Origin of the sequence: Microbacterium sp. 77mftsu3.1, assembly GCF_900100525.1 — a bacterium.
In the GTDB taxonomy this organism is placed as follows: domain Bacteria; phylum Actinomycetota; class Actinomycetes; order Actinomycetales; family Microbacteriaceae; genus Microbacterium; species Microbacterium aquilitoris.
This window is the reverse complement of sequence record NZ_FNCR01000007.1, coordinates 12,007-32,166: the sequence shown is the minus strand read 5'-3', so window position 1 is coordinate 32,166 and position 20,160 is coordinate 12,007. Positions and strand designations below refer to the sequence as shown.

At 67.8% G+C, this 20,160-nt stretch carries 34 protein-coding genes and 3 tRNA genes; 5 read left to right on the top strand and 32 right to left on the bottom strand.

The genetic code is table 11. From position 1 onward, the window contains the following. Window positions 1–152 precede the first annotated feature (152 nt). Window positions 153–1,622, top strand: coding sequence for a hypothetical protein (locus BLR68_RS16815; RefSeq protein WP_018186210.1), 1,470 nt, complete (start codon window positions 153–155; stop codon window positions 1,620–1,622). A 51-nt stretch (window positions 1,623–1,673) separates the two neighbouring features. On the opposite strand, the gene BLR68_RS16810 is transcribed toward BLR68_RS16815, so the two are convergent. From BLR68_RS16810 to nrdF, 3 genes are all read right to left on the bottom strand, one after another. Continuing rightward, window positions 1,674–2,144, bottom strand: coding sequence for a hypothetical protein (locus tag BLR68_RS16810; protein ID WP_018186209.1), 471 nt, complete (start codon window positions 2,142–2,144; stop codon window positions 1,674–1,676). After that, window positions 2,144–2,683 (bottom strand): hypothetical protein, encoded by a 540-nt coding sequence (locus tag BLR68_RS16805; RefSeq protein ID WP_018186208.1) that lies wholly within the window; start codon window positions 2,681–2,683, stop codon window positions 2,144–2,146. The genes BLR68_RS16810 and BLR68_RS16805 overlap by 1 nt, the downstream gene beginning before the upstream one ends. Window positions 2,684–2,835: 152 nt before the next feature. Continuing rightward, window positions 2,836–3,792: a class 1b ribonucleoside-diphosphate reductase subunit beta gene (nrdF, locus tag BLR68_RS16800; RefSeq protein WP_018186207.1), complete on the bottom strand. Its 957-nt coding sequence runs from the start codon at window positions 3,790–3,792 to the stop codon at window positions 2,836–2,838. Window positions 3,793–3,974: 182 nt separating this feature from the next. Between nrdF and BLR68_RS16795 the strand changes: the two genes are divergently transcribed. Further along, complete coding sequence (locus BLR68_RS16795) at window positions 3,975–4,169, top strand: hypothetical protein (protein ID WP_176770700.1); 195 nt, start codon at window positions 3,975–3,977, stop codon at window positions 4,167–4,169. A gap of 54 nt (window positions 4,170–4,223) precedes the next feature. On the opposite strand, the gene BLR68_RS16790 is transcribed toward BLR68_RS16795, so the two are convergent. The 12 genes from BLR68_RS16790 to BLR68_RS16735 form a co-directional block, all read right to left on the bottom strand. Further along, window positions 4,224–5,069, bottom strand: a complete 846-nt coding sequence (locus tag BLR68_RS16790; RefSeq protein ID WP_018186205.1) for an endonuclease/exonuclease/phosphatase family protein — start codon at window positions 5,067–5,069, stop codon at window positions 4,224–4,226. Then, window positions 5,066–5,920, bottom strand: a complete 855-nt coding sequence (locus tag BLR68_RS16785) for an endonuclease/exonuclease/phosphatase family protein (protein WP_018186204.1) — start codon at window positions 5,918–5,920, stop codon at window positions 5,066–5,068. The genes BLR68_RS16790 and BLR68_RS16785 overlap by 4 nt, the downstream gene beginning before the upstream one ends. A 46-nt stretch (window positions 5,921–5,966) precedes the next feature. After that, window positions 5,967–6,512, bottom strand: a complete 546-nt coding sequence (locus tag BLR68_RS16780; protein WP_018186203.1) for an NUDIX domain-containing protein — start codon at window positions 6,510–6,512, stop codon at window positions 5,967–5,969. Between the two features lie 2 nt (window positions 6,513–6,514). Continuing rightward, complete coding sequence (locus BLR68_RS16775) at window positions 6,515–6,946, bottom strand: hypothetical protein (RefSeq protein ID WP_018186202.1); 432 nt, start codon at window positions 6,944–6,946, stop codon at window positions 6,515–6,517. 7 nt (window positions 6,947–6,953) lie between these two features. Beyond that, the gene (locus BLR68_RS16770) at window positions 6,954–7,544 is read right to left on the bottom strand and encodes a hypothetical protein (protein WP_018186201.1); all 591 of its coding nucleotides are present in this window, start codon (window positions 7,542–7,544) and stop codon (window positions 6,954–6,956) included. Between the two features lie 14 nt (window positions 7,545–7,558). Then, window positions 7,559–7,960, bottom strand: a complete 402-nt coding sequence (locus BLR68_RS16765; protein ID WP_018186200.1) for a hypothetical protein — start codon at window positions 7,958–7,960, stop codon at window positions 7,559–7,561. A gap of 69 nt (window positions 7,961–8,029) precedes the next feature. Beyond that, complete coding sequence (locus BLR68_RS16760; RefSeq protein ID WP_018186199.1) at window positions 8,030–8,323, bottom strand: hypothetical protein; 294 nt, start codon at window positions 8,321–8,323, stop codon at window positions 8,030–8,032. After that, window positions 8,316–8,708, bottom strand: coding sequence for a hypothetical protein (locus tag BLR68_RS16755; protein ID WP_018186198.1), 393 nt, complete (start codon window positions 8,706–8,708; stop codon window positions 8,316–8,318). Before BLR68_RS16755 ends, BLR68_RS16760 begins: the two co-directional genes overlap by 8 nt. A 23-nt stretch (window positions 8,709–8,731) precedes the next feature. Continuing rightward, window positions 8,732–9,103 (bottom strand): hypothetical protein, encoded by a 372-nt coding sequence (locus tag BLR68_RS17795; RefSeq protein ID WP_040570489.1) that lies wholly within the window; start codon window positions 9,101–9,103, stop codon window positions 8,732–8,734. Next, complete coding sequence (locus BLR68_RS16745) at window positions 9,100–9,345, bottom strand: hypothetical protein (RefSeq protein ID WP_018186196.1); 246 nt, start codon at window positions 9,343–9,345, stop codon at window positions 9,100–9,102. Before BLR68_RS16745 ends, BLR68_RS17795 begins: the two co-directional genes overlap by 4 nt. Window positions 9,346–9,407: 62 nt before the next feature. Then, window positions 9,408–9,935, bottom strand: a complete 528-nt coding sequence (locus BLR68_RS16740) for a hypothetical protein (protein WP_018186195.1) — start codon at window positions 9,933–9,935, stop codon at window positions 9,408–9,410. Between the two features lie 143 nt (window positions 9,936–10,078). Next, the gene (locus tag BLR68_RS16735; RefSeq protein WP_018186194.1) at window positions 10,079–10,309 is read right to left on the bottom strand and encodes a hypothetical protein; all 231 of its coding nucleotides are present in this window, start codon (window positions 10,307–10,309) and stop codon (window positions 10,079–10,081) included. Window positions 10,310–10,451: 142 nt separating this feature from the next. Here BLR68_RS16735 and BLR68_RS16730 point away from each other — a divergent pair, with 142 nt between their 5' ends. From BLR68_RS16730 to BLR68_RS18240, 3 genes are all read left to right on the top strand, one after another. Then, on the top strand, window positions 10,452–11,666 hold the full coding sequence (locus BLR68_RS16730; protein WP_143015821.1) for a hypothetical protein: 1,215 nt from the start codon (window positions 10,452–10,454) through the stop codon (window positions 11,664–11,666). A gap of 63 nt (window positions 11,667–11,729) precedes the next feature. Beyond that, window positions 11,730–13,382: a hypothetical protein gene (locus tag BLR68_RS16725; protein ID WP_026302800.1), complete on the top strand. Its 1,653-nt coding sequence runs from the start codon at window positions 11,730–11,732 to the stop codon at window positions 13,380–13,382. 62 nt (window positions 13,383–13,444) lie between these two features. Next, the gene (locus BLR68_RS18240) at window positions 13,445–13,573 is read left to right on the top strand and encodes a hypothetical protein (protein ID WP_256335413.1); all 129 of its coding nucleotides are present in this window, start codon (window positions 13,445–13,447) and stop codon (window positions 13,571–13,573) included. A gap of 1 nt (window position 13,574) precedes the next feature. On the opposite strand, the gene BLR68_RS16720 is transcribed toward BLR68_RS18240, so the two are convergent. From BLR68_RS16720 to BLR68_RS16650, 17 genes are all read right to left on the bottom strand, one after another. Next, entirely contained in the window at window positions 13,575–13,931 is a 357-nt protein-coding gene (locus BLR68_RS16720; protein WP_018186191.1) for a hypothetical protein, read from the bottom strand. 3 nt (window positions 13,932–13,934) lie between these two features. After that, complete coding sequence (locus BLR68_RS18085; RefSeq protein ID WP_018186190.1) at window positions 13,935–14,111, bottom strand: hypothetical protein; 177 nt, start codon at window positions 14,109–14,111, stop codon at window positions 13,935–13,937. Window positions 14,112–14,113: 2 nt separating this feature from the next. Further along, complete coding sequence (locus BLR68_RS18080) at window positions 14,114–14,257, bottom strand: hypothetical protein (protein WP_018186189.1); 144 nt, start codon at window positions 14,255–14,257, stop codon at window positions 14,114–14,116. 1 nt (window position 14,258) lies between these two features. Continuing rightward, window positions 14,259–14,705: a hypothetical protein gene (locus BLR68_RS16715; RefSeq protein ID WP_018186188.1), complete on the bottom strand. Its 447-nt coding sequence runs from the start codon at window positions 14,703–14,705 to the stop codon at window positions 14,259–14,261. Window positions 14,706–14,725: 20 nt separating this feature from the next. After that, window positions 14,726–15,175: a hypothetical protein gene (locus tag BLR68_RS16710; protein WP_018186187.1), complete on the bottom strand. Its 450-nt coding sequence runs from the start codon at window positions 15,173–15,175 to the stop codon at window positions 14,726–14,728. Between the two features lie 20 nt (window positions 15,176–15,195). Then, on the bottom strand, window positions 15,196–15,615 hold the full coding sequence (locus BLR68_RS16705; RefSeq protein WP_018186186.1) for a hypothetical protein: 420 nt from the start codon (window positions 15,613–15,615) through the stop codon (window positions 15,196–15,198). An 18-nt stretch (window positions 15,616–15,633) separates the two neighbouring features. Then, window positions 15,634–16,047, bottom strand: a complete 414-nt coding sequence (locus BLR68_RS16700; RefSeq protein WP_018186185.1) for a hypothetical protein — start codon at window positions 16,045–16,047, stop codon at window positions 15,634–15,636. A gap of 176 nt (window positions 16,048–16,223) precedes the next feature. Next, window positions 16,224–16,376 (bottom strand): hypothetical protein, encoded by a 153-nt coding sequence (locus BLR68_RS16695; protein ID WP_176770699.1) that lies wholly within the window; start codon window positions 16,374–16,376, stop codon window positions 16,224–16,226. A 73-nt stretch (window positions 16,377–16,449) separates the two neighbouring features. Then, window positions 16,450–16,986 (bottom strand): HNH endonuclease, encoded by a 537-nt coding sequence (locus tag BLR68_RS16690; RefSeq protein WP_018186183.1) that lies wholly within the window; start codon window positions 16,984–16,986, stop codon window positions 16,450–16,452. Window positions 16,987–17,139: 153 nt separating this feature from the next. Beyond that, a tRNA-Cys gene (locus BLR68_RS16685) sits at window positions 17,140–17,213 on the bottom strand. A 26-nt stretch (window positions 17,214–17,239) separates the two neighbouring features. Continuing rightward, the gene (locus tag BLR68_RS16680; RefSeq protein WP_018186182.1) at window positions 17,240–17,572 is read right to left on the bottom strand and encodes a hypothetical protein; all 333 of its coding nucleotides are present in this window, start codon (window positions 17,570–17,572) and stop codon (window positions 17,240–17,242) included. 28 nt (window positions 17,573–17,600) lie between these two features. Then, a tRNA-Arg gene (locus tag BLR68_RS16675) sits at window positions 17,601–17,677 on the bottom strand. A gap of 53 nt (window positions 17,678–17,730) precedes the next feature. Beyond that, window positions 17,731–17,916 carry a hypothetical protein gene (locus tag BLR68_RS16670; RefSeq protein ID WP_018186181.1) on the bottom strand — a complete coding sequence of 62 codons (186 nt, stop codon included), beginning with the start codon at window positions 17,914–17,916 and terminating at the stop codon, window positions 17,731–17,733. Next, window positions 17,913–18,386 carry a hypothetical protein gene (locus tag BLR68_RS16665; RefSeq protein ID WP_026302799.1) on the bottom strand — a complete coding sequence of 158 codons (474 nt, stop codon included), beginning with the start codon at window positions 18,384–18,386 and terminating at the stop codon, window positions 17,913–17,915. Before BLR68_RS16665 ends, BLR68_RS16670 begins: the two co-directional genes overlap by 4 nt. 5 nt (window positions 18,387–18,391) lie before the next feature. Then, complete coding sequence (locus tag BLR68_RS16660) at window positions 18,392–18,709, bottom strand: hypothetical protein (protein ID WP_026302798.1); 318 nt, start codon at window positions 18,707–18,709, stop codon at window positions 18,392–18,394. Window positions 18,710–18,766: 57 nt separating this feature from the next. After that, window positions 18,767–18,838: transfer RNA gene (locus BLR68_RS16655), tRNA-Arg, on the bottom strand. Between the two features lie 40 nt (window positions 18,839–18,878). Further along, on the bottom strand, window positions 18,879–20,105 hold the full coding sequence (locus tag BLR68_RS16650) for an RtcB family protein (RefSeq protein ID WP_018186179.1): 1,227 nt from the start codon (window positions 20,103–20,105) through the stop codon (window positions 18,879–18,881). Between the last annotated feature and the right edge of the window lie 55 nt (window positions 20,106–20,160).

Sequence of the window (20,160 nt, the reverse complement as noted above, 5' to 3'; positions counted from 1 at the left end):
ATAGCCCTCGCGCCTCCTGCGTACGGTGGAGCGCCGGGGCACGACGTGCAGCAGGTCGGCCGATCCGATGTTGCATAACGCGCTCGGTGAGGCCTTACCGGTCTGGGCCGTGCCATACCTTGAGCGCGGAGGCATGAGCGAAGGAGCAAACCATGGCCAAAGCGGAGGACTGTGCGCCCGCGGTCGTGAAAGGACCGGCACCGGCGGGACCCCTGGCCGGGGCGACGTTCGAGGTCTACCCGGGTCGCTACGGCGGCCGTCACGGGAGGCGATGCTCTCAGGTCCGAAAGAACGAGACTGGGGAGAGCGTCACCCTCGGTGCGGGACCAACCCTCGACGATCTCGGGTGGCCCAAGGGGCTTCACTGCGGACCCGAGCTATACCGGGTCACCGCTGAGGGGAAAGAAGCTCAGCTGTACTGGTCGGACCTGTCTGAGCACAATCCCGCGGCCGCCGCAATCGGAGAGGGCGAGGTCTACGTCGACGTTGACGGTGACGTGTTCCAACCCGACGAGGTCATCGACCTCGCCCACTACGCTCGGGCCGCGGCTGCCGTGTCAGAGGTCCGGTTGGCTGTTCCGTCGATGTCGGACGCACCCCGAGTCATCGCGGGCGAGGACGCCTGGAGCCTCGACTGGGAGTGGACCGCTGATGCGCTTCGCAGGTCTCACTTCCACCGCGACGACGGTCCCTACCGGAGACGAGCGGACGGCGAGTACCCGGCGCTGTCAGCGTTCGGCGAGGAGACCCACGCTCGCTGGACCGTGTTCACTTGCCAGCTGGAATCAGAGGTCACATCTGGTGGGCTGCCGCTTCTGCGCGCTGGCCGCCTCGCGGAAGCCCTCGCTGCGGCGGTCTGCCTCGATCAGTACCACCACAGGTTCGGCGGGCCGGCATTCCAGCAACTCAAGGAAAGTGCGGGCCTGTACCTTGATGAGCTCGACGACGATGACGACTCCGCTTCCGACCTCACCTGGATGGGCCGCAACGCGCTGCGAGACGTTCTGTATCACGGCGGGCAGAAGGGGTTCCTGTTCTACTGGCTCGTCGTCGTCATGAACCACCCGCACCGGGATGACCTTCGCATCATCCTCGACTACCTCGAGGGCGGCCAGACCGACAGCTTCCCTATCAACAATTGGCACGATCGGATGACGATCCGGCGCAGTGCGACCGCGCTTCAGACCCTTGTTCGGGTCACGTTCGCGTACCGCACCCATCTCGCTCGAGTAGCCGCGACCTCCCCCACCGTTCTCGTCGTCTTCGATGGACACCACGGGGCGGACATCACCTATGCCGTGCGTCCCATCTTGGAGCCCCTCGTGCGTCGTGCACCCGGTGGTCGGTACACCCGGGACTGGCCGTTGCAGGTGATGGCCGCCCCTGAGCACGCGCTGGCCGCGTTCTGGGGCGAGAGCGTCCGCATCGGTGAGGTGCGTGACGCTGACGCGATCGCACTCTCGGAAGCCGTGGCCACCGAGCTCGCGCGGGACACTCCTATGACGCGCGGGATTCGGGAGAACGGACTGACGAGGGACATCGCCTCCCCTCTGGCCACCGTGGCCGGCCTGCCGTCACCCCTGCGCGTCAACGCCTACGAGCCGTGGCGTCGGCGCCGGTGAGGTGACACCCGTAGGCAGCGACAGCGCGGTACACCGAAGTGTGAGAGGGGGTCAGGCGCCGCCTTCGCTGTCCAGGAACGCCTTGATGTCGGCGGCTGTCATGGGCTCGACGGAGGCGGAGTGCGCGTCGGCGTCGGGGTGTTCCTCGGTCCCGACGATGCGGCAGAACAGGTAGCTGGTCTCGCCGTCTTCGGTTGCTTCCGCGGTGAACAGCCACCCGTCGGTGTAGGTGAGGGGGTAGGACTTCACGGAGGTGATGTCGCTTGCGGCGACGAGGTACGACGTCGCAAGGGTGTCCGTGCACGCGGCGAGCGCTGTCGCCTTCGTGAGGGCGGCTCCGCCGTCGGCCGGCGCGGTGCCCTCTGGCCGGGGCGTGACGTTTGCCGGTGTGGAAGACGGGGATGCTTCGGCGGCAGGTGCCGAAGTCGGGTTCGTCTTCGTCGGTTCGGTTGCTGGGGCGCACGCCGTCAGAAGCGCAGCGGCGACGGCGAGGGATGCGAGGCTGATGGCTGGGCGGCCCATCAGAGTCCGCCCTTCCCGTTCACGACGGTGTCGACGAGGTTCGGGGTGAAGTACTCGACGCTGGTCTCCCCGTAGCCGACTTCGGTCTGCCACTCTTTCGGTGCGCCGCCGACGGAGCAGTCGCCGATCAGTGGGCCGTGCTCGTTCTCACCTTCGAGGACGACCCACCATCCGCCGTCCTTCATGAGGAACGCGTACTTCTCGCCCGTGGTCTTCGATCCAAGCGCGGAGCGCTTCTGCGCTGCGAGGCACTCGTCGATGGCTTCGGCGCTGCTCATCGTCGGGGTGGCGTACGCCTCGCCTGCGTGTGGGGCGGGAGCAGGCTTCGGCGCGGCTTTCGGCTTCGGCTGCGGCGCCGGTGTCGCGGTGACCGTCACGGTCACTGTGGGGGTCGGGGCGGTGGCCACCGGGGCGGATGTCGCCTTCGGGGTGGAGGTCGGGGGTCCGTGGGGGATCTTGCCGGCGGGATCGGGTGTGCATCCGGCGAGCAGGAGCGCGGTGACGCAGAGCGCGGCCGCGGCGGCGATGATCTTCTTCATGAGGGCCCTTCGAGTGTCCGGTAACGGGTGGTCTTGTGTGGGGAGCCGGAGGGGCGTACCGTGCGTGGCACGCGCCCTCCGGCATGAACTGTGAGCGAATTGGCCACGAGATCTTCGCGGCCAGGCCCCGCGCGAAGCAGGGCTAGGTGACCTCAGAAGTCCCAGTCGTCGTCGCTGGTGGCCTCGGCCTTGCCGATGACGTAGCTCGACCCGCTCCCGCTGAAGAAGTCGTGGTTTTCCCCTCCGCCGGGCGAGAGGGCCGACATGATGGCGGGGTTCACGTTCGTGGTCTCGGCGGGGAACATCGGCTCGTAGCCGAGGTTCATGAGGGCCTTGTTCGCGTTGTAGTGGAGGAACTTCTTGACGTCCTCGGTCCACCCGATGGTGTCGTAGAGGTCCTGGGTGTATTCCAGCTCGTTCTGGTGCAGCTCGAACAGCAGCTCGTAGGCGTACTCGCGGAGCTCGTCGCGCTCGGCGGCGGTGAGCTTCTCGATGCCGCGCTGGAACTTGTAGCCGATGTAGTAGCCGTGGACAGCTTCGTCGCGGATGATCAGGCGGACGAGGTCGGCGGTGTTGGTGAGCTTCGCTCGGGCGGACCAGTACATCGGCAGGTAGAAGCCGGAGTAGAACGCGTAGGACTCCAGGAACACCGAGGCGATCTTCCGCTTGTGCGGGTTGTCGCCGTGGTAGCGCTCGAGGATGATCTGCGCCTTGCGCTGCAGGTGTTCGTTCTCCTCCGACCACCGGAACGCGTCGTCAATCTCCTGGGTGGAGCAGAGGGTGGAGAACACCGACGAGTAGCTCTTGGCGTGGACGGACTCCATGAAGGCGACGTTGGTGAGGACGGCCTCCTCGTGCGGGGTCTGCGCGTCCGGGATGAGAGAGACCGCGCCGACGGTGCCCTGGACGGTGTCGAGGAGCGTGAGGCCGGTGAACACCCGCATCGTGACGAGCTTCTCGGCGTCGGTGAGGGTCGCCCAGGACTGGATGTCGTTGGAGAGGGGCACCTTCTCGGGCAGCCAGAAGTTGGCGGTGAGACGGTTCCAGACCTCGAGGTCCTTTTCGTCCTCGATGCGGTTCCAGTTCACCGGGCGAACGATGGCGGTCATGGGGCTCCTTGGGAGTGGGCGAAAGCGGGGGTGAAGGTCATGTGCGCGGCGCGCCCCGTGACCTCCCCCGCCTATGCGCCGTGGTCACGTTCCCGGGTTAGGCCGCGCATGAACTCGCCATGACGACGATCGCGATTGCAGCCCCCGCCCGCCTGTTCCCTGTCCGCGCGCATAGGCCGGCCATGGAGACCACCGCACCCGCCCCCGCTGTCACCTACGCTGGCACCGCTCAGGCGCTCAGCCCGGCCGAGACCATCGCCGAGTTCCACTACCGCGAGAGCGTGTCCGCGATGCGCGGCATCGTGAGCGCGCTGGTTCTCAGCGTGGGGTTCTGGGGTTCGGTTGGTGGCATCGCCGTCTTCGCCCTGACCCGCTGATACGCTCAGGCTGCTCGCGGGCCTGTCCGAGCTGGTCTGGGTCCGCGAGCGCTGTCATCCCTCCGGTGACCACAGGTCGGCGACGACCCCGTAGTGGTCGCTGACGGTGAAGGCGCGGCCGTCACTGGTGGGGAACGTGTCGGTCGCGAAGCGTCGGGCTGCCACCGGTTCTCCTGCCTGTCCGTACGCCCACTCGTAGACGAGGACGTAGTCGATACGCCGCAGCGGTGTCCGCTCGGGGCGGTAGGGCGCGCCCGCCTTCCCTGTCGCGGTGGCCACGCACAGTTCCATCGGCCCGCCGGTGGTGTGCCCGGTCTCGCCGACGTGCTCGCCGGCGTCTACCCACAGGGCGGACTTCCCGTGACAGGCGTCTTCGCCGCGGAGGAACCGGAGCGGTCCGGATCCGGGCTCCGCGTTCAGGTCACCGCCGAGGATGATGATGGGGCGGGTGCGCCGGTCGAGGTTCGCGCCGTCGCGGGTGAACAGGTCGTGGGCGACGTCGCTCAGCAGCGCGAGCTGGCTCATCCTGGTCTCCACTGCCCGGGAGCCCCACTCGCCGTGGTGGCTGATGGCGACGACCCGGCGTCCGTCGACTTCCGACTGGGCGATGATCGGCCGGGTGCCCACCCACCCGTCGGGGACGGGGAGCGCCTGGAACGGGTGGCGGGAGAGGACAGCGGTGCCGGAGATCCGGTCGTCGCACTTGTCGTAGGCGGTGTGCGGCAGCCCGAGCGCTCCGGCGAGGTGGGAGACGATGTCGAACCCGTTCTCCGGTGGCAGCACCTCCTGCAGCAGGAGGAAGTCCACCTTGGCCGGCAGCAGCTCGGCAACCAGAGCGGAGACCCGCTCCTGGATGAGTAGCGGGTTCTGGAGAAGGTTCAGGGTAGCGACGCGAATCATGCGGCCTCCGGTGTCCAGAGCTCGGCGAGGACGCCATAGTGGTCGCTGACGGTGAGCTCGTGCCCGTCGCTGGCGGTGAAGGTGCTCATCGCGAAGCGGCGGCAGGCGTGAGGCTCCCCCGCCTGCCCGTAGGCCCACTCGTAGACGAAGAGGTAGTCGATGCGCCGGCGCGGCGCGCGGCCTGGTCGGTAGCTGCCGCCGGGCATGTGCGCAGCGGTCAAGGTTGCGAGGGCTGTCTCGCAGCCGGTGGTGTGGCCCTGGTCGCCCGCCCAGTCGGCAGCGTCCACCCACATGGTCGAGTGCCCTTGAACGTGCTCGAGCCCGGTGAGGTAGCGGACGGGCTGCGAGTCGGGTGTCGCATTCAGGTCTCCGCCGAGGATGACGACGGGCCGAATGCGATGGTCGAGGTGTTCACCCTGATGGGTGAAGGCGGCGAGGGCGATGTCGTCGAGCGCTTTGAGCTGCTCGAGGCGCTGGGTGGTGGCTCCCGCGCCCCATGCACCGTGGTGGCTCATGACGATGACGCGGCGGCCACCGATGGCCGCTTCACCGATCGCGGGCGGCACTCCGTTCCAGAACGCGGGGTGCGGGTGACCTTGGATGTGGTGGCGGGAGAGGATGGCGTTCCCGGAGCGGTGGCCTGCGCCCAGGGAGACGACGACGTGACGCATTCCGAGGGCGGCGGAGAGGGTGGCGACGATGTCGTAGCCGTCGGCCTGGTCGGGGGTGAGCACTTCTTGGATGAGCAGGAAGTCGAGCTCTTCGGTGATGAGCTCGGTGATGAGGTGCTGCACGCGCTCCCCGATGGCGTACGGGCTGTGGAGCAGGTTCAGGGTCGCGACGCGGAGCACAGGGCACCTCCGTGAGAGTGGGGCGGGGTCGCCCGGTACCCTGCGGTCAGTCGAAGGTGTCCAGTGGGACGACCTCGAAGGTGTCCCGGTCAGGGATCATGTCGGTCAGCAGGTAGAGGGCGATCTGCTTCCACGCGGGGTGGGTCTCCGCGTCGGGGATTGCGCGGACCTCCTCGGTGGTGAGGAGCCGGATGTCTTCCGACTCCCCCGCCGCGAGCTCGCCGGCGGGCTCCTCGGAGGTGACGAGTGCGTAGAGCAGGTCGGTGTGGAAGTGATCCGGTGAGACGGGAAACTGCCCTGTCGTCGAGACGGCGGGGATGGGGTGGAGGGCGAGCCCCTCGACGACGCGCAGCCGCCGGCGGGGCTGGAGGATCCACACCTGGTCGGGCCGGTAGCCGGACTCCTCGGTCAGCTCACGACGGAGCGTTGCGATGGGCGACTCGTCGAGTTCGACGTGCCCGCCGAACATGGCGAGCTTCCCGGTCTTCTTGTGCCGGTGGAAGGTGATGCGGGGCTCACCGAGGTCGGTGCGGATGATGAAGAAGGACACGCAGGCGTCGTGGTCGCCGTGTGCGGTGTTCAGGTGCCCCATGGTCAGGTCTTGGCCTCGAGCGCAGGCTGGTTCGAGCGGTACACGGCGTACGCGGTGCGCCCCTGACCATCGAGCATGAACGGGAGCATGAGCTCGTCCATCGTCGCCAGTTCCGCGTCGACGAGGGCGGCCTGCGCTTGGAGGAGCCCGAGGGCGATGCGCCACGCGGTGCGGACGGCCTGCTCGCGGGTGCGGTGCTTGGTCGGGATGGAGGTGTCCGCCTCCAGCGCTGCGTGAACGCCGTCGATGCGGACCGGCATCTCGAAGTCGCGGATGCCGTAGCTGGTGGCGAGGGTGAACCCGATGCCGCTGGGGGTGCCGTCCTCGTCGAAGAGGGTGGAGATGCGGCTGACGCCGCGGCGCGCGAGGACGCCTTGGACCTCACCGACGGTCTGCGCGACCTTGACGTCGCTCGTGTAGAACAGAATGCCCATGGCTGGCCTATGCGCCTCGGGCGTCGCGGAGGCCGCGGATGATGCGGATGAGCACGCGGGGGTCGGCCGCGACGACGAAGTCCATGTCGTGGCTGAAGTGCAGCCATCCGAGGTCGCGGCTGCCGGCTTGGAGGACGACGCCGACGTGAGACCAGGGGGTGCTGGCGGCGGCGTGTGCGGCTTCTTCGAGCTCGTCGATCGGGCCCGTCGGCGCGGCTGGGTCATCGCACGCTGCGAGCAGGCGCAGGACGGTGGCGGGTTGGGCCGCGATGACGTAGCGGGCGACGGCCGGGTCGGTGAGCTCCCCGAGGCGGGTGCCGTCTGCGGTGTACAGCTTCGGGCCGTTCGCCGTACCGCGCGCGCACCACTCCCCCGTGCTGGCGTGGGTGGCGAGCTGGCGGAGGCGCTCACGCTGTTCTGCTTCGGCGGCGAGACCTTCGGCTTGGCCGCGCAGGCGTGCGATGACCCACGCGATCGAGTCGTTCCCACCCCGCCAGTAGTCCTCGCTGGCGTCCTCCCCCGTCACAGCGTGACGGGAAGTGGTCGCTTCGAAGTCGTGAGCGATGTGGCGGAGCAGAGCGGCAGCAGCGGCGGTCATGTCCCGCCTATGCGTTACGGGTGCGTGCTGAGCTCAACGTCGACGAGGTGGTCGCGCCAGGTGTCCCCGACGAGGGTGCGCAGGGTGGCGTCCATCTCCGTGTCCCCGAACGCTGCGCCGTGGGTGAGGTCGGCGATGGCCTCGCTGATGGTCGTGATGCGGGAGATGTAGGGGGTGTCGCTGGCGAGGACGAAACCGCCCTTCACGTTCGAGGCGAGCGTGCTGTGCAGCTCGACGCTGAACGCAAGGTAGTCCACGTCCTCGTCGGCCGGGAAGCGCGTGTCGTAGGTCTGGGTCCCTGTGATGCGAAGCTCACGGGCCACGCGGTCGCACTCTTCGAGAAGCTTCGGGCCGATCCAGCTCTTACCCTCGGGGGCGCTGGCGGTGAGCTGCTCGGTCTGTCCGGTGGTCCACATGGCTTCCTGCTTTCGTCGAGGGCTGGTCGACGATGTCATGCGCGGTCAGCCGGCGCCAGTGTGCCGGCGTTACGGCGCCGTGGCGGGGATGGGGATGCCTGCGCGTTCGAGGTCTGCGCTCGTGATCCCGTGGATGAAGTGGAGATGACCGGTGCGGGCGAACTCGGTGAGCTTGCTGGCTGTGCAGAACAAGCACACGCGGTACCGGCTGAGGGCGGGCACTCCGAAGTCTCGGACGGCCTCCTCCCCGGGGAAGTGCGTCGTGACGAGGGTCCGGTCGCCGGGGTCGATGGTCACGGGGTGGAAGAACTCGTTCCGGCAGGTACCCCCGGTGCGGGATGCGCTGATGCGGTAGCTAGGCACGGCGTTCTCCGCACTCGCTCATCAGAGTGTCGAGCTGTGCGGAGAGATCAGCCCACCGCTCTTCGGCTGCGGCGAGTTCACGGCGGAGCTGATTGACCTCCCACGCTCTGCGGTTGTACTTCTGCATGTGCTGGTCGTCGTAGACCACCCGGGACTGGGGGTAGTGCGCAGATGCCTCCCAGCGTCGAATCGCGGCACGCTCGACGCGGAGCGGCACGGAGAACCCGAGGTTGTCGAACACCATCATGGGGAGCTTCCGCTCGAGGTACTGCTCAGGAGTCCCCAAAGCCCGCTCCCAGTGCTGGGTGGCGACGATGCACGCGCGCAGCGCTGCGAGCTGCTGCTCGGTGGCGCCGCGGAAGGGCGAGTGGGGTTTGCGTGCCATGGGGTCTCCTCAGATCACCATGTTCATGCGCGGCCGCGGGGAGAAGCGGTGACGATGCGGGTGAGCTCCGTGTGAATGCCTTCGAGGGCTGCGAGGGTGCGCTCCTGTCGCCACTTCCGGGGGTTCCGTACCGCTGCACGCAGGTCTCGGTCCGCCTGCTGGATCTGGCCAGCGTTCGGTCGCGCCGCGAGACGGGCGCGGCTGCGCTCCTCGACGGCCACCTCCACCTCGATGGACAGCACATGGGTGCGTACGCCCGTGAGGTCAGGGGTGATGGTCTGGGCGGCGGTGCCGGCAGCTCGTTCCCATCTCAGGTGAGCGGCGACCAGGCCCCGGAGTGCGGCGACCTGTTGGGTGGAAGCTCCCGACAGTGGGCTCCGGCGGAAGCGACTCACGAGCGCTTCTCCGCCTGCCGGTACGCGATGGTCACCGCGACGTAGGCGGGGAGGGAGACGACCACCCCGACCACCCAGTGGATTCCCGTCGTGAGCACCCCGAGGTTCTCGAGGAGCCCTGCGGACAGGACGAAGAACACGATGCCTGCCGCGGCGATGCGCGCGAGCAGGAGGTTCTTGGCTGCCGGCGACAGCAGGGCGTAGGGGGTTCGCGTGCGCGCGCGAGGGGTGGTGTCGGTCACGGGGCTCCTATGCGCTGGGAACGACGAAGGCCCCGCCGGAGCGGGGCCTTCGCGAGGGGCGGTCAGTCGTCCTTCGGGGACTTCTTTCCGGGCTTGGTCGACGGCTCGACCGCGGCAGCCGGCTCGGCCTTGACGTCATCGGGAGCCGCGGGCACCGGCGCGTCGCGCAGGGCCTTGCGGGTGTTCACGAGGGCGGGCTTGACCCAGCTCTCGGGGACACCGATCGAGTAGATGTGCGGGGTGGTGCTGGCGTCAACGGAGATACCGTAAAGGGTGAACATCGTCTCCCGCTCCTGCGCGCGATACCGCTTGGTCTGCTTGAGCGCGTAGAGGCAGACGGCGAACGCGGGAACCAGCAGGAGCGGTTCCACGCCAGTGACGATCGCCGCGACGATCCCACCGGTCGGCCCGGCGAAGGTGAACAAGATCGTGGACACCACCCCGCCGATGACGATGCCTACGAGAACGAGCGTCGCGACCAGGAGGACAGCGCGCCAGCGCTCGAACTGCTGACGAGCCGTCAGCGGAGTGACCAGCTCGTCGTAGTCGGTCTTGACTGCGTCGGACAGGGCGTTGGGCGTGGTGGTCATGGATCCTCCGGGGTCATGTTCAGGGGTTACCCTGCGGCGAACGCACCGAAGCCCCCGCCGGCAGAACACCGGGCGGGGGCTTCGAGCATGAACACCCATTCAGGGACCGCACCAACCACGGTGCGATGGCCCTATGCGCGAGGTCACACGAAGTGTGGACGTCCCGCGATGACGCTCCGCGCGTACTGACGGATCTGACGCTCGTTGGCGTGAGAGCCGGGGAAGAACTCGGGGAACACGGCGAGGACGTCCTCCTCGGTCGGGTTCGGTCCGACCTTCTCGCGCAGCTGCGCGTCGATGAGCTTGGCGGCCTTGGACGCCTCGCGGTTGAGGACGTTGGCCTGATTGAGGGCAGCAGGGCGGCGCTTGGACATGGGTCTCCTAAGACGGGGGCGGGCTCTGCCCTATGCGTGCCCGCGTGTGGTCGCGCGCGAGCGCGCGCCCGCGCATGAGAGGGGTACACCCCACCCGAAAGGACCCCTCATGACCGCCGCCTCCGACCGCAGGGTACGCAGCATGCGCACACCCATTTCGTCCAAGGTCATCGCTGTGGCCATCACCGCTGGGCTGGCCTTCGGGCTTGCCCCCGCCGGAGGTGCCGCGTTCGCCGCGACGGCCCCTTCACCTGCAACCTCGTCGTCTGACGGCACCGCGCTCGATGCCGCGATAAGCGCCCTGAACGGTGCGCTGAACTCCTGGCGTGAGCAGGTCACGCGCTCCACCGGCAAGGTCAGCATCAGCCCGTGGTCGTCGGTCATCGACGCCGCCAAGGCCGAGCTCACCTCCCCGACGTCGCAGGCCGCTCTCGTCCAGCACCGCGACAAGGTCTACTCCGCCGCTGCCGCTCTCAAGAACGCGATCGACGTCCACGATGCTCGCGCCGCGGTCACCAAGACGTACGCCGCGTGGGACAAGGCTGCGGCATCCGCCAAGGGCAAGGTCACCATCACCGGTTGGGCAGCGAACGTCGCCGCGGCGAAGAAGCTCGCCGGGTCCTCAACTGACACGAAGGTCATCGCAGCCCAGCGTGACAGCATCGTGAAGCAGACCTCCGGGGTGAACGCCAGCGTGAAGCTGTTCACCTCGAAGCAGTCGTACGCCTCCACCCTCAAAAGCGTCGAGGCGCTCGTCAGCAAGAACCAGGGCAAGGTCCACATGCTCAATGAGCGTCAGACCCTCGCCTACATCAAGGATTCCGCCAAGACCGCGAAGGTCGCCGCGACCTTCGACTACCTCACCGACTCGCTCAAGAAGACCGCCTCGACGGTCAACTCCCGGGTGAAGGCGTACGACAAGGACTTCGCGAAGAAGCCCGCCTGGTTCAAGGACCTCCGCAAGCGCCTCAACGCGGTCGGCGGCTCGCACATCCCCATCGAGACCTTCAACGGCACCTGCGGCAAGGCCAAGGGCAAGACCGGCTGCGCGTGGGGGACGTACGACAAGCACAACGGCAAGATCGCGTTCGCCGCCGGCGCCGCGAAGTACGACGCGAAGACGAAGAACTGGCTCGTCACCCACGAGCTCGCGCACATGTACCAGTTCGCGAACTGGACGAAGATGACCAAGTCCGCCACCTACAAGAAGGTCTTCAAGTCCGACGTGGAGCGCGCCGCGAACTGCATGGCGCAGGTGCGCGGGTATGCCTACCCGCAGAAGTCGTACAAGCCTTGCGGCAACAAGACCGGGGAGCTGTTCGCCAAGGAACTGTGGAAGAACACCGTCAAGCGCTGAGCGCCCGCACCCGATGAAAGCCCCGGCCGCGGCCGGGGCTTTCTGCGTCGCAGGGTACCCATCGTGCCTTCCAAGAAGATCAAGTTCACCATCGCCCTCGCCATGACCTCCGGCCTCATCGTCGGTGTCGTCCCGACCGCTGCCGCGCAGGCCAGCACGCCACCTGGCCCGCTACCTCTCACCCAGGATGAGGTCGCCCTCGACACCATCGAGGGCGCGTACACGCACTTCCAGGAGGTCCTGGCAGCGGCCACCCACCACATCGAGTCGTACGCCGCAACGATCGACCCGGGCCCGTACCGCCAGCGTCTCCTCGACGCCGCGGCCGCCGCGGAAGAGGCTCTCGAGGCATCTGACCCGCTCGAGCTCATCAAGGCCCAGTCGCAGAAGCTGCAGGACATCATCGACGAGGTCACCGGCAAAGTCGCTCTCATCGACGTCATGAGCAGCTTCGACAAGGTCCTCGCCACCGCCGAGCGCGCACTCGCTGACGCGAAGGCCGCGAAGGTCGACATCACCGCGCTGGCCTCGACCATCGCCGAGGCCAAGGCCCGCGCGGCAGCCGCCACCGACGTGGACGGCGTCCTCGCAGAAATCGACGTCGTCAACGCCGCGGTGACCGCCGTGGCCAGCAAGTACCTGGCCGCCGCGAAGGGTGCCCTCTCCCACGCGAGCAGCGCGTGGCAGAACGCCGTCAAGGCAGCCAAGGGCAAGGTGTCGGTATCCGCCTGGTCGGTGAAGGTCACCGCCGCTCAGAAGCTGGCAGCGGCGTCCACGGACCCCGCTGTCGTGCAGGCTCAGACGAAGGTCGTGGAGGCCGCCACGAAGGCCGCCCTCGCCTCGGTGAAGCTCCACGACGTCAAGGCAGCATTCACCAAGGCCGTCGCCGAGTGGAAGAAGGTCGAGAAGGCCGCCAAGGGGAAGGTCACCGTCTCCGCCGAGGTGAAGCGGCTCACGGCCGCTCTCGCCGCGGTGAAGAAGTCGAGCGACCCGGCACAGGTGGCGAAGTACACGACGGCGCTTCGGACCGACATCTCCAAGGTGAAGGCTCGCGTGGACATGCACGGCGCGAAGACACGGTACGCCGCCGCGGCGAAAGCCGCGAAGAAGCTCACGAGCATCGCGACCGGCAAGATCCAGTTCCCCGGCCATAAGAACGCGCTGGCAGGCGCGTACAAGCGCGCGGCGGCCACGAAGACCGCAGCACAGCTGGACAAGGAGACCAAGCGTGTCCAGCAGCTCACCCGCACGCTCAAGGGATACGTGACGCAGTACGACCGGTCGTACGCGAAGAAGCCGGCGTGGTTCAAGGACATCCGCAAGCGCCTCGACAAGGTCGGCGGCAAGGACACCCCCCTGGTCATCTTCGACGGCAAGTGCGGGAAGAAGGTGGCCGTCGCGTGCTCGCACCCGGACCCGTATACCGGCAAGGCCGGACGGATCTCTATCGCCAAGGGCGTGACGAAGTGGTCCCCGAAGATGCGGGACTGGATGGCCTCTCACGAGCTCGCCCACCAGAAGCAGTTCGCCGTCTGGGGGAAGATGGCCGCCTCCCCCATCTACAAGAAGTCCTTCCGGCAGAACTACGAGCGAGTCGCCAACTGCATGGCTGAGGTCGCCGGCTACAAGTACCCGAGCCGCGCGACCAGCTGCAAGACGTCCGCGGAGAAGCGGTTCGTGAAGGCGCTGTGGCGGGGCACGGTCCTCACCCGCTGACAACACCACGAAGGGCCCGGCACGACGCCGGGCCCTTCTTCGTGCACGGGCCGCGCATCGCGATGAACGGTCGTCGCGTTTTCAATCGGTCAGGCTCCGAGTTCGTTCTCATCCAGCAGGCAGACGGCAAGTTCGAGTTCATCGAGCCCGGCAAGGAGATGCGAGTCCTCGGCTACCTCAAAGCCGACTGACTCAGCGCCGGCTCTGCGCCTGCACCATCGCCCACGCTGACAAGGTGAGCGAGTCGTTCACGCGCCCGAGGGCGATAAGGCGATTCACCTCGCGCGCATCCGCCCAGGTGGCATCCGCGGCGTCCGCCTGCGCGGTGACGGCCAGGACGGACGTGACCCCGTTGATGTGCCCGACGGTGACCGCGGTGTCGGCCTCCACGAGCCATCTCTCGAGCCAGGATGCGAACGCGCCGTCCGCTGCTCGAGCGTCGAAACGCGTGATGGGGAACCCGGCGTGGACATCGTCTCGTCTGACCAGGCCGTACTCGCGGATCCCGCGGTCGGTTCGCTGCGGGACGAGAACGGTCAGCGGCTTCACGTGTCAGCCTGTGGCGAGCTGGACGATGGAGAGCTCGACGATGATGCCGCCCGCGATGAGGGCGACGACGTGATGGAGGACCGGGGTCTTAGCCTTCTTCGCGCGGACGAGCGCACCGATGCTGTAACCGAGCAGGAGCGCCCCGATAGCGAGGATGGCGACGGTGATGATGAGGTTCACGGTCAGCTCACGAGGGAGATCATGTGGGCGACGTAGCCGACGCCGGCAGTGAGGGCGATGATGGCCGCCCCACCGAGCGCGGCGACGATGATGCCGCCCGCGGAGAGGAGGGTGATGCCGAGGGCCTTGAGTGCGGTGTTCGCCATGTCAGCGACGCTCCAGTTCTTGTCCGGCTCCGGCGTCGTCAACGGCGACGAGGAGCATCTTGTCGTTCTTCCAGGCGAGGGCGACCTGTCGCCATCCGTCACCGACGTCGAGGGTGACCGTCCCGTACACCTGCGAGGTGCCGGACTCCGGCGCGTAGAAGGGGTATCCAAGCTCGGTGAAGAGTTGCTCCTCGGTGAGCTGCACGCCATATCGGACTTCGAACGCGTCGATCGCTGCCGCCTTCGCCTCCTCACCCTTGGGCGCATGAATGCCCAGAGTTGTGAAGGAGGTCGCAAACCCTGCAACCATGCAGGCCGCCCCGAGGGCTGCGAGCCACCGGCGATTGAATGCGAGGAAGAAGGTGAAGAAGCCCGCCAGCGCAATCGGAATGCCGCTGAGCACGAGCACGCTGAGCCCTGGGTCAAGGCCGATCGTGATGTGGTTCATGTCGGCCCTATGCGCGACGGTTAGCGACGCGGGAGCTCGGTGCCGGCAGTCGCGGCGGTCATGTCGAGGAGGAGCATTCCGTCCTTAGACCACGCGAGCGTCACCGGCGTGCTGACGCCGTCGATGTCTACGTTCGCGGTGCCGTAGGTGGCTGTCGTCCCCGACTTGGGTTCGCTCTCGGGGTAGTTCAGTTCGGCGAGGTCGCTGATCTCGAGAGTGAGGCCGTACCGGTCTTCGACGGCGGCAATGACGGCAAGCTGCCCATCGGCGAGCTGACTGACACTGAGGTAGACACCTGTCCCAACACCGATGATGCCGACGACCGCGGCAATCGCGCCGCTTACGAGCAGCCGGTTATCCCATGTCAGGTGGCCTAGCGCTGCGAACCCGGCGCCCAAGCCGGCGACGACACCGGCGGCCAGGACCACAATGGTGTAGGCCGGGGGCAGTGCGGTTGAGATGAAGTCCATGGTGGCGCTATGCGCGGTGGTCAGCGGCGCTCGAGCTCCGTGCCGGGACCGTTCAGGATGAGGTGCTCGCCGTCCCAAACGAGCATCACCTGCGTGGGTCGCCCGTCGATGTCGATGGTCGTCGTGCCGTAGGAGGCGGGTTCCCCCTTGTCCGGCTCGCTGACGGGGTATCGGAGGTCATTGACGTGGTCGGTCGTCAGGGCGATCCCGTAGTGCTTGCCTACCCGAGCCGCAACGTCATCGCGCTGCCCGAAGACGGTGACGATGGCGAGAGTCACCGCGAAGATGACGACGAGCAGGCCCGCGATCCCGGTGAGAGCGGCTGCGCGATGCTTCTCCCACTTCGCCGCCAGCGCGTAGGCGGCCACGAAGAGAGCGATACCGGCGATGGCGACCGCGTCGGCGACAGTGCCGGCGGGCCCGGGCGAGATGAAGTCCATGCCCGCCCTATGCGCCGCTCAGCGGACGGGAAGCTCGGCGCCGGGGCCCTCGAGGATGAAGCGGGACCCGTCCCAGACCAGGGTGACGCGGAGGTCGGTGCCGTCGGCGGTGACGGTGGCGGTCCCGTATTCGACGGTCTGGGCGGTGTCCGGCGCGGCGTCTGGGTAGTCGAGTGCGTCGATGTCGCCGCGGTCGAGGGTGAGGCCGTAGCGGGTCTCGATGGTTTCGGAGATGAGGCCACGGAACTCGTTGGCGAGTGCGGCCGAGTTCGCGAAGCTGAATAGGAGTGTCGCGCAGGACGCGAGTAGGAGCAGGAAGGTCACCAGGCGACGAACGACCGCGGCGGTCGCCATGGCGACGATGAGGAAGACGGCGCCTGTGATGAGCAGGATCACGGTGGCGGTCTGGTCGGGAGCGGTGAGCTGCGGCATGCGACGTACATGCGCGGTCACCGGTAGTCGGGGTGACACGTGCGCGCCGCGCATTACTCCCGTCGGACGACGACGACGACGACGACGACGACGACGACGACGACGCCGCCGCCTGAGCGCGCAGAAACGGCCCGCCAGGTGATGTGACGAGCCGCACTGTCAGGCCCCGAGGTGCCTCACGAGTAGTCGCGAATGGACCGGTCCCGGTCGGCGGAGCGGGTGCGTGCCCGGCGGGTGCGGCGGTCCTGGTGCTTCTCGGTCGCCGACGATGAGCCGAGCCCGTGCATGGCGCGCTGGAACTCGGGGAGGGCGGTGTTGCGGTGCGACACGGTCTTGTCCTTCTGGGTCGGGGCGGAAAGTGCCGCCGCGCTCTTCATGCGCGGCGGCACCCCCCCCCCCTGGTCATACCGCGACCCTTGCCGGGCCGAGGCCCAGCATCTCGAGGTCGGCTCCGACTGCGGCGATCGCGAGGACGAGGGTCTCCCTGCTGGTGACGATCCTCGGCTGGTACCGCATCGTCATCCCAGCCTCAGCGGGCGTCTGGTCCGCCTTCTTCGAGTTGCAGGGTCCGCAGCTGCCGACCGTGTTTTCCCATGTGTCTCGCCCACCGCGCGAGCGCGGGAAGACGTGGTCGACGGTGGTCGCGCGGCGGCCCGAGCAATAGCAGCACTCGAAGTTGTCGCGCTCGAGCATCCGCTGCCGGCTCCACGCAACAGCCCCAAAACGGTACGGGACGCGAATCATCTCGCGGAACTGGACGACGCGGGGGAACGGGAACTCACCCTCGGCAGAGCGGAGGGTCCGGCCGGGGATGGCGTCCACGATGGTGGCGCGCTCGCGCATGAGGTAGACCATGGCCCGGGCGACGGGTACGACGCCGAGCGGCTCGAAGCTGGCGTTCAGAACGACAACTCCCTCTCGCGGTATTCGGGTGTGCATGGTCTCCCTTCCTCTCTGGTCATGTGCACGATGACGACGGCGGGAGCCGTCGTCAGCAACCACGGCAGGGTGCCGGCGGTCGCTCTTCGGTGTGAAGTTCTCAGTCGCCACCGGCCTGGGGCGGGCGCGGCGGCGCAGCGGAAGATGACCCGATGGAGGTGCTGACGGGACTCGAACCCGTGTACGCGGCTTTGCAGACCGCTGCCTCGCCTCTCGGCCACAGCACCAAGCTGGGCACCGGCGAGGCGACCGGTCAGATCCGGTCGCCGCCGATACAGAGGGGGAAGTCGCACCGCAGCACGGAGAAGTCGAGGACCTCACCGACCTGCCACGTGCGGTTCGCGTCGTCGCGGAGCTCGCCGCAGGAGGTGTGGAGAACCGTGTACTCACCCATCCGGGTGTGGTGCTCGACGACGTTGTCGACGGTGCAGCCGGTGAGCTGCTCACGTTCACCGTCCGCGATCTGCACGGAGGTGCTGATGGCGATTGCCAGGTGGGCGGCCAGGGGCAGAATGAGGACGCCGCCGAGGATGTAGACCCAGCGGTTGAAGCGCTTCTCGGTGTTCTGCGTCGTCGTGTCAGCCATGCCTCTCCTATGCGCGAGAGGTCGCGAGTGGAGCCCTCGACAGGATTCGAACCTGCGACGACGCGGTGTAGGGAACCGCCGTTCTCTCCACTGAACTACGAGGGCGTGATGGTGACGGCCAGGGTCGTCGAGACCGGACGGTCGCGCGGCTGCAGCCGTCAGCGCCTTCGCGGTGCCGGTGCGCGGAACCCCTCGCTCGCGAGCCACAGCCCGATCCATGAGACCTGGTCCTTGGTGAGAGTGCTGACGATGTCGGTCATCGCGGGGTCACCCTCCTCGGCGTAGATACCGAGGTGGATGCTGGCGGAGATCTTGCTGGCGGTGTCGTCCGCGTTGTGGCTCACGTTGTCGTCCTGTCTTGGAGGGTGGAGAGCACCTCGGTGAGGCGGCGGAGGCTGTCTGCGCGGTCGAGAGCACGCACCTCGGCGCGGAGACCGCGGAGGAACAGCTTCGGGGCCGTTGTGCCGGTGAGGGCGGCGTACTTCGCTTCGAGGACGGTGCGACGCTGGGCGGTTCTGGCGCGGGATGCTCGCCGCGCGTCGCGGGCGTCGGCGGCTGCGATCTGCTCCCGAGCGGCCGCGGCCGACGCGGCCGCGGCCTCTCGTTCGCCGTTGTCGTCGATGGTGCGGTCTTCGCCTTCGGGGAGCTCGCGCCACCCTTCGAGGTCGAGCATGAGGAGCCGGTCAGCCTCGCGCGCCCACCCGGGCGTTCCGTACGGGCTCATGTCGTCCGCGTTCTCGGACCAGTAGACGAGGTGCCACTCTCCGTCGATGAGCGCCTCGATGACGGTGCCGTCAGTGGGCGCGTCCGACATGGGGTTCACTCTTCGCCCTCGACGAGGTCTCGGAGTGAGCTGCGGAGGGCGTCGAGCTTCTGGCTGACGCGTTGGAGCTCACGTGCGGGCTCCCCGAGGTAGGAGTGGGCGACCTTCGTCTCGTCGAGAAGGATCCAGGGGCCGAGCTTCTGCCAGTGCCACTGCTCGCGCTCGTTGCCGCCGTTGCCTCGGACGATGGTGCCGTCGTTGACGCTGACCCAGGTGCCCATGCCGCACGGGGCGGCGTACAGCTTGTCGCGGACCGCCTCGACGCGCTCGTCACTGGCGGCGGTCAGCCGGTCGTACGCGAAGCCGCGGTCCATGGTGGTCCTCTCGTGCCGCTCGACTGGCGGCGTCAGCTCCTCCATGCGCGGTGCGCGTGCGCCCGAGGGGCATCGAACCCCTGACCTTCCGCTCCGGAGGCGGATGCTCTTCCACTGAGCTACGGACGCGTGCGAGCCGCCGGCGCGGTGGCCGGCGGCTCGCTGTGCGTCAGCCCTTCACGCACAGGATGGTGTCGAGCTTCTGGACCACCTCCACGAGGTCCTTCTGCGCGCTGATGACGTCGTCGAGCGACTTGTAGGCGAGGGAGATCTCGTCGACGACGCCCTGGTCGGTGCGTGCCTCGATGCCCTTCATGGTCCGCTCGACGTCGGCGACGGTGAACTGGCGCTTGGCTTCGGCGCGGCTCATCTTCCGCCCGGCGCCGTGGCTGGCGGACTGGAAGGAGGCGTCGTTCCCGAGCCCCCGGACGATGTACGAGCCGGTGGCCATCGACCCCGGGATGAGCGCGAGCTCACCCTTCTTCGCGGAGATGGCGCCCTTGCGGGTCACGATCATCTGCCGTCCGTCGATGACTTCCTCGGCCACGTAGTTGTGGTGGCAGTTGATGGACTCGTCGTACGTCACGGCGACGCCGCGGCGCTCGTCGAGGTAGGCGGACAGCTCCCGCTTGACGAGCTCCATCATGACGGTGCGCGAACGCATCGCGTACTCCTGCGCCCAGTGAAGGTCGTGGAGGTACTCGTCCATTTCGGCGGTGCCCTTGTAGAACAGGGACAGCTCCTGAAGGTGCTTCGGGAGGTCCTGGTTCACCTCGAGCTTCTTCGCCTTCTCGATGTGCCTGGTGCCGATCTTGTTGCCGATTCCGCGGGACCCACTGTGGAGGGTGACCCAGATGCGGCCGGTGGAATCGGTGGTCAGCTCGATGAAGTGGTTCCCGTTGCCGAGGCTGCCCATCTGCCGCCAGGCCCGGTCCTCCTCGTTCCCTACGGGTGCGTAGAGGTCGAGGAAGCGCTCCATGAACGCATCGTGCTTGCGGTCGGCGTCCGCACCGAGGAGACGGCGGATGTTGACCGAGTCCTGGTGCATGGCGTTGCCGACGGGGATGGCGTTCTGGAACCGAGTGCGGAGCGCCTTCAGGTCGCGGTCGTCGAGGTCGGTGGCGTGGAGGCTCGTGCGCTCGGCGTTCACGCCGCAGCCGATGTCGACGCCGACGGCGGCCGGTGCGAGGGCCTGCTCCATCGCGATAACTGATCCCACTGTCGCTCCGTTCCCCCAGTGAACGTCCGGCATCACCCGGAGGCCGTGGAGGCCCGGGAGCTCGCTGACGTTACGCAGCTGGGTGAGGGCGGACTGCTCCACCTCGTGCTCGTGCGCCCACATGAGCGTCTCGGCGGTGGTCCCGGAGAGTGCGACCGGGAAAGTCGTGTGCGTCATGAGACGTCCTTTCAGGTGAGAGTGGTGTGGCGCGCGCAGCGCCGAGGTCTACATG

Bases quoted from the DNA above. Each gene is read 5' to 3' on its own strand.
- BLR68_RS16815 (WP_018186210.1), top strand. From the start codon at position 153: ATGGCCAAAGCGGAGGACTGTGCGCCCGCGGTCGTGAAAGGACCGGCA.
- BLR68_RS16810 (WP_018186209.1), bottom strand. From the start codon at position 2,144: ATGGGCCGCCCAGCCATCAGCCTCGCATCCCTCGCCGTCGCCGCTGCG.
- BLR68_RS16805 (WP_018186208.1), bottom strand. From the start codon at position 2,683: ATGAAGAAGATCATCGCCGCCGCGGCCGCGCTCTGCGTCACCGCGCTC.
- nrdF (WP_018186207.1), bottom strand. From the start codon at position 3,792: ATGACCGCCATCGTTCGCCCGGTGAACTGGAACCGCATCGAGGACGAA.
- BLR68_RS16795 (WP_176770700.1), top strand. From the start codon at position 3,975: ATGGAGACCACCGCACCCGCCCCCGCTGTCACCTACGCTGGCACCGCT.
- BLR68_RS16790 (WP_018186205.1), bottom strand. From the start codon at position 5,069: ATGATTCGCGTCGCTACCCTGAACCTTCTCCAGAACCCGCTACTCATC.
- BLR68_RS16780 (WP_018186203.1), bottom strand. From the start codon at position 6,512: ATGGGGCACCTGAACACCGCACACGGCGACCACGACGCCTGCGTGTCC.
- BLR68_RS16775 (WP_018186202.1), bottom strand. From the start codon at position 6,946: ATGGGCATTCTGTTCTACACGAGCGACGTCAAGGTCGCGCAGACCGTC.
- BLR68_RS16770 (WP_018186201.1), bottom strand. From the start codon at position 7,544: ATGACCGCCGCTGCTGCCGCTCTGCTCCGCCACATCGCTCACGACTTC.
- BLR68_RS16765 (WP_018186200.1), bottom strand. From the start codon at position 7,960: ATGTGGACCACCGGACAGACCGAGCAGCTCACCGCCAGCGCCCCCGAG.
- BLR68_RS16755 (WP_018186198.1), bottom strand. From the start codon at position 8,708: ATGGCACGCAAACCCCACTCGCCCTTCCGCGGCGCCACCGAGCAGCAG.
- BLR68_RS16740 (WP_018186195.1), bottom strand. From the start codon at position 9,935: ATGACCACCACGCCCAACGCCCTGTCCGACGCAGTCAAGACCGACTAC.
- BLR68_RS16735 (WP_018186194.1), bottom strand. From the start codon at position 10,309: ATGTCCAAGCGCCGCCCTGCTGCCCTCAATCAGGCCAACGTCCTCAAC.
- BLR68_RS16730 (WP_143015821.1), top strand. From the start codon at position 10,452: ATGCGCACACCCATTTCGTCCAAGGTCATCGCTGTGGCCATCACCGCT.
- BLR68_RS18240 (WP_256335413.1), top strand. From the start codon at position 13,445: ATGAACGGTCGTCGCGTTTTCAATCGGTCAGGCTCCGAGTTCGTTCTC.
- BLR68_RS18080 (WP_018186189.1), bottom strand. From the start codon at position 14,257: ATGGCGAACACCGCACTCAAGGCCCTCGGCATCACCCTCCTCTCCGCG.
- BLR68_RS16715 (WP_018186188.1), bottom strand. From the start codon at position 14,705: ATGAACCACATCACGATCGGCCTTGACCCAGGGCTCAGCGTGCTCGTG.
- BLR68_RS16710 (WP_018186187.1), bottom strand. From the start codon at position 15,175: ATGGACTTCATCTCAACCGCACTGCCCCCGGCCTACACCATTGTGGTC.
- BLR68_RS16705 (WP_018186186.1), bottom strand. From the start codon at position 15,615: ATGGACTTCATCTCGCCCGGGCCCGCCGGCACTGTCGCCGACGCGGTC.
- BLR68_RS16700 (WP_018186185.1), bottom strand. From the start codon at position 16,047: ATGCCGCAGCTCACCGCTCCCGACCAGACCGCCACCGTGATCCTGCTC.
- BLR68_RS16690 (WP_018186183.1), bottom strand. From the start codon at position 16,986: ATGCACACCCGAATACCGCGAGAGGGAGTTGTCGTTCTGAACGCCAGC.
- BLR68_RS16680 (WP_018186182.1), bottom strand. From the start codon at position 17,572: ATGGCTGACACGACGACGCAGAACACCGAGAAGCGCTTCAACCGCTGG.
- BLR68_RS16665 (WP_026302799.1), bottom strand. From the start codon at position 18,386: ATGTCGGACGCGCCCACTGACGGCACCGTCATCGAGGCGCTCATCGAC.
- BLR68_RS16660 (WP_026302798.1), bottom strand. From the start codon at position 18,709: ATGGACCGCGGCTTCGCGTACGACCGGCTGACCGCCGCCAGTGACGAG.
- BLR68_RS16650 (WP_018186179.1), bottom strand. From the start codon at position 20,105: ATGACGCACACGACTTTCCCGGTCGCACTCTCCGGGACCACCGCCGAG.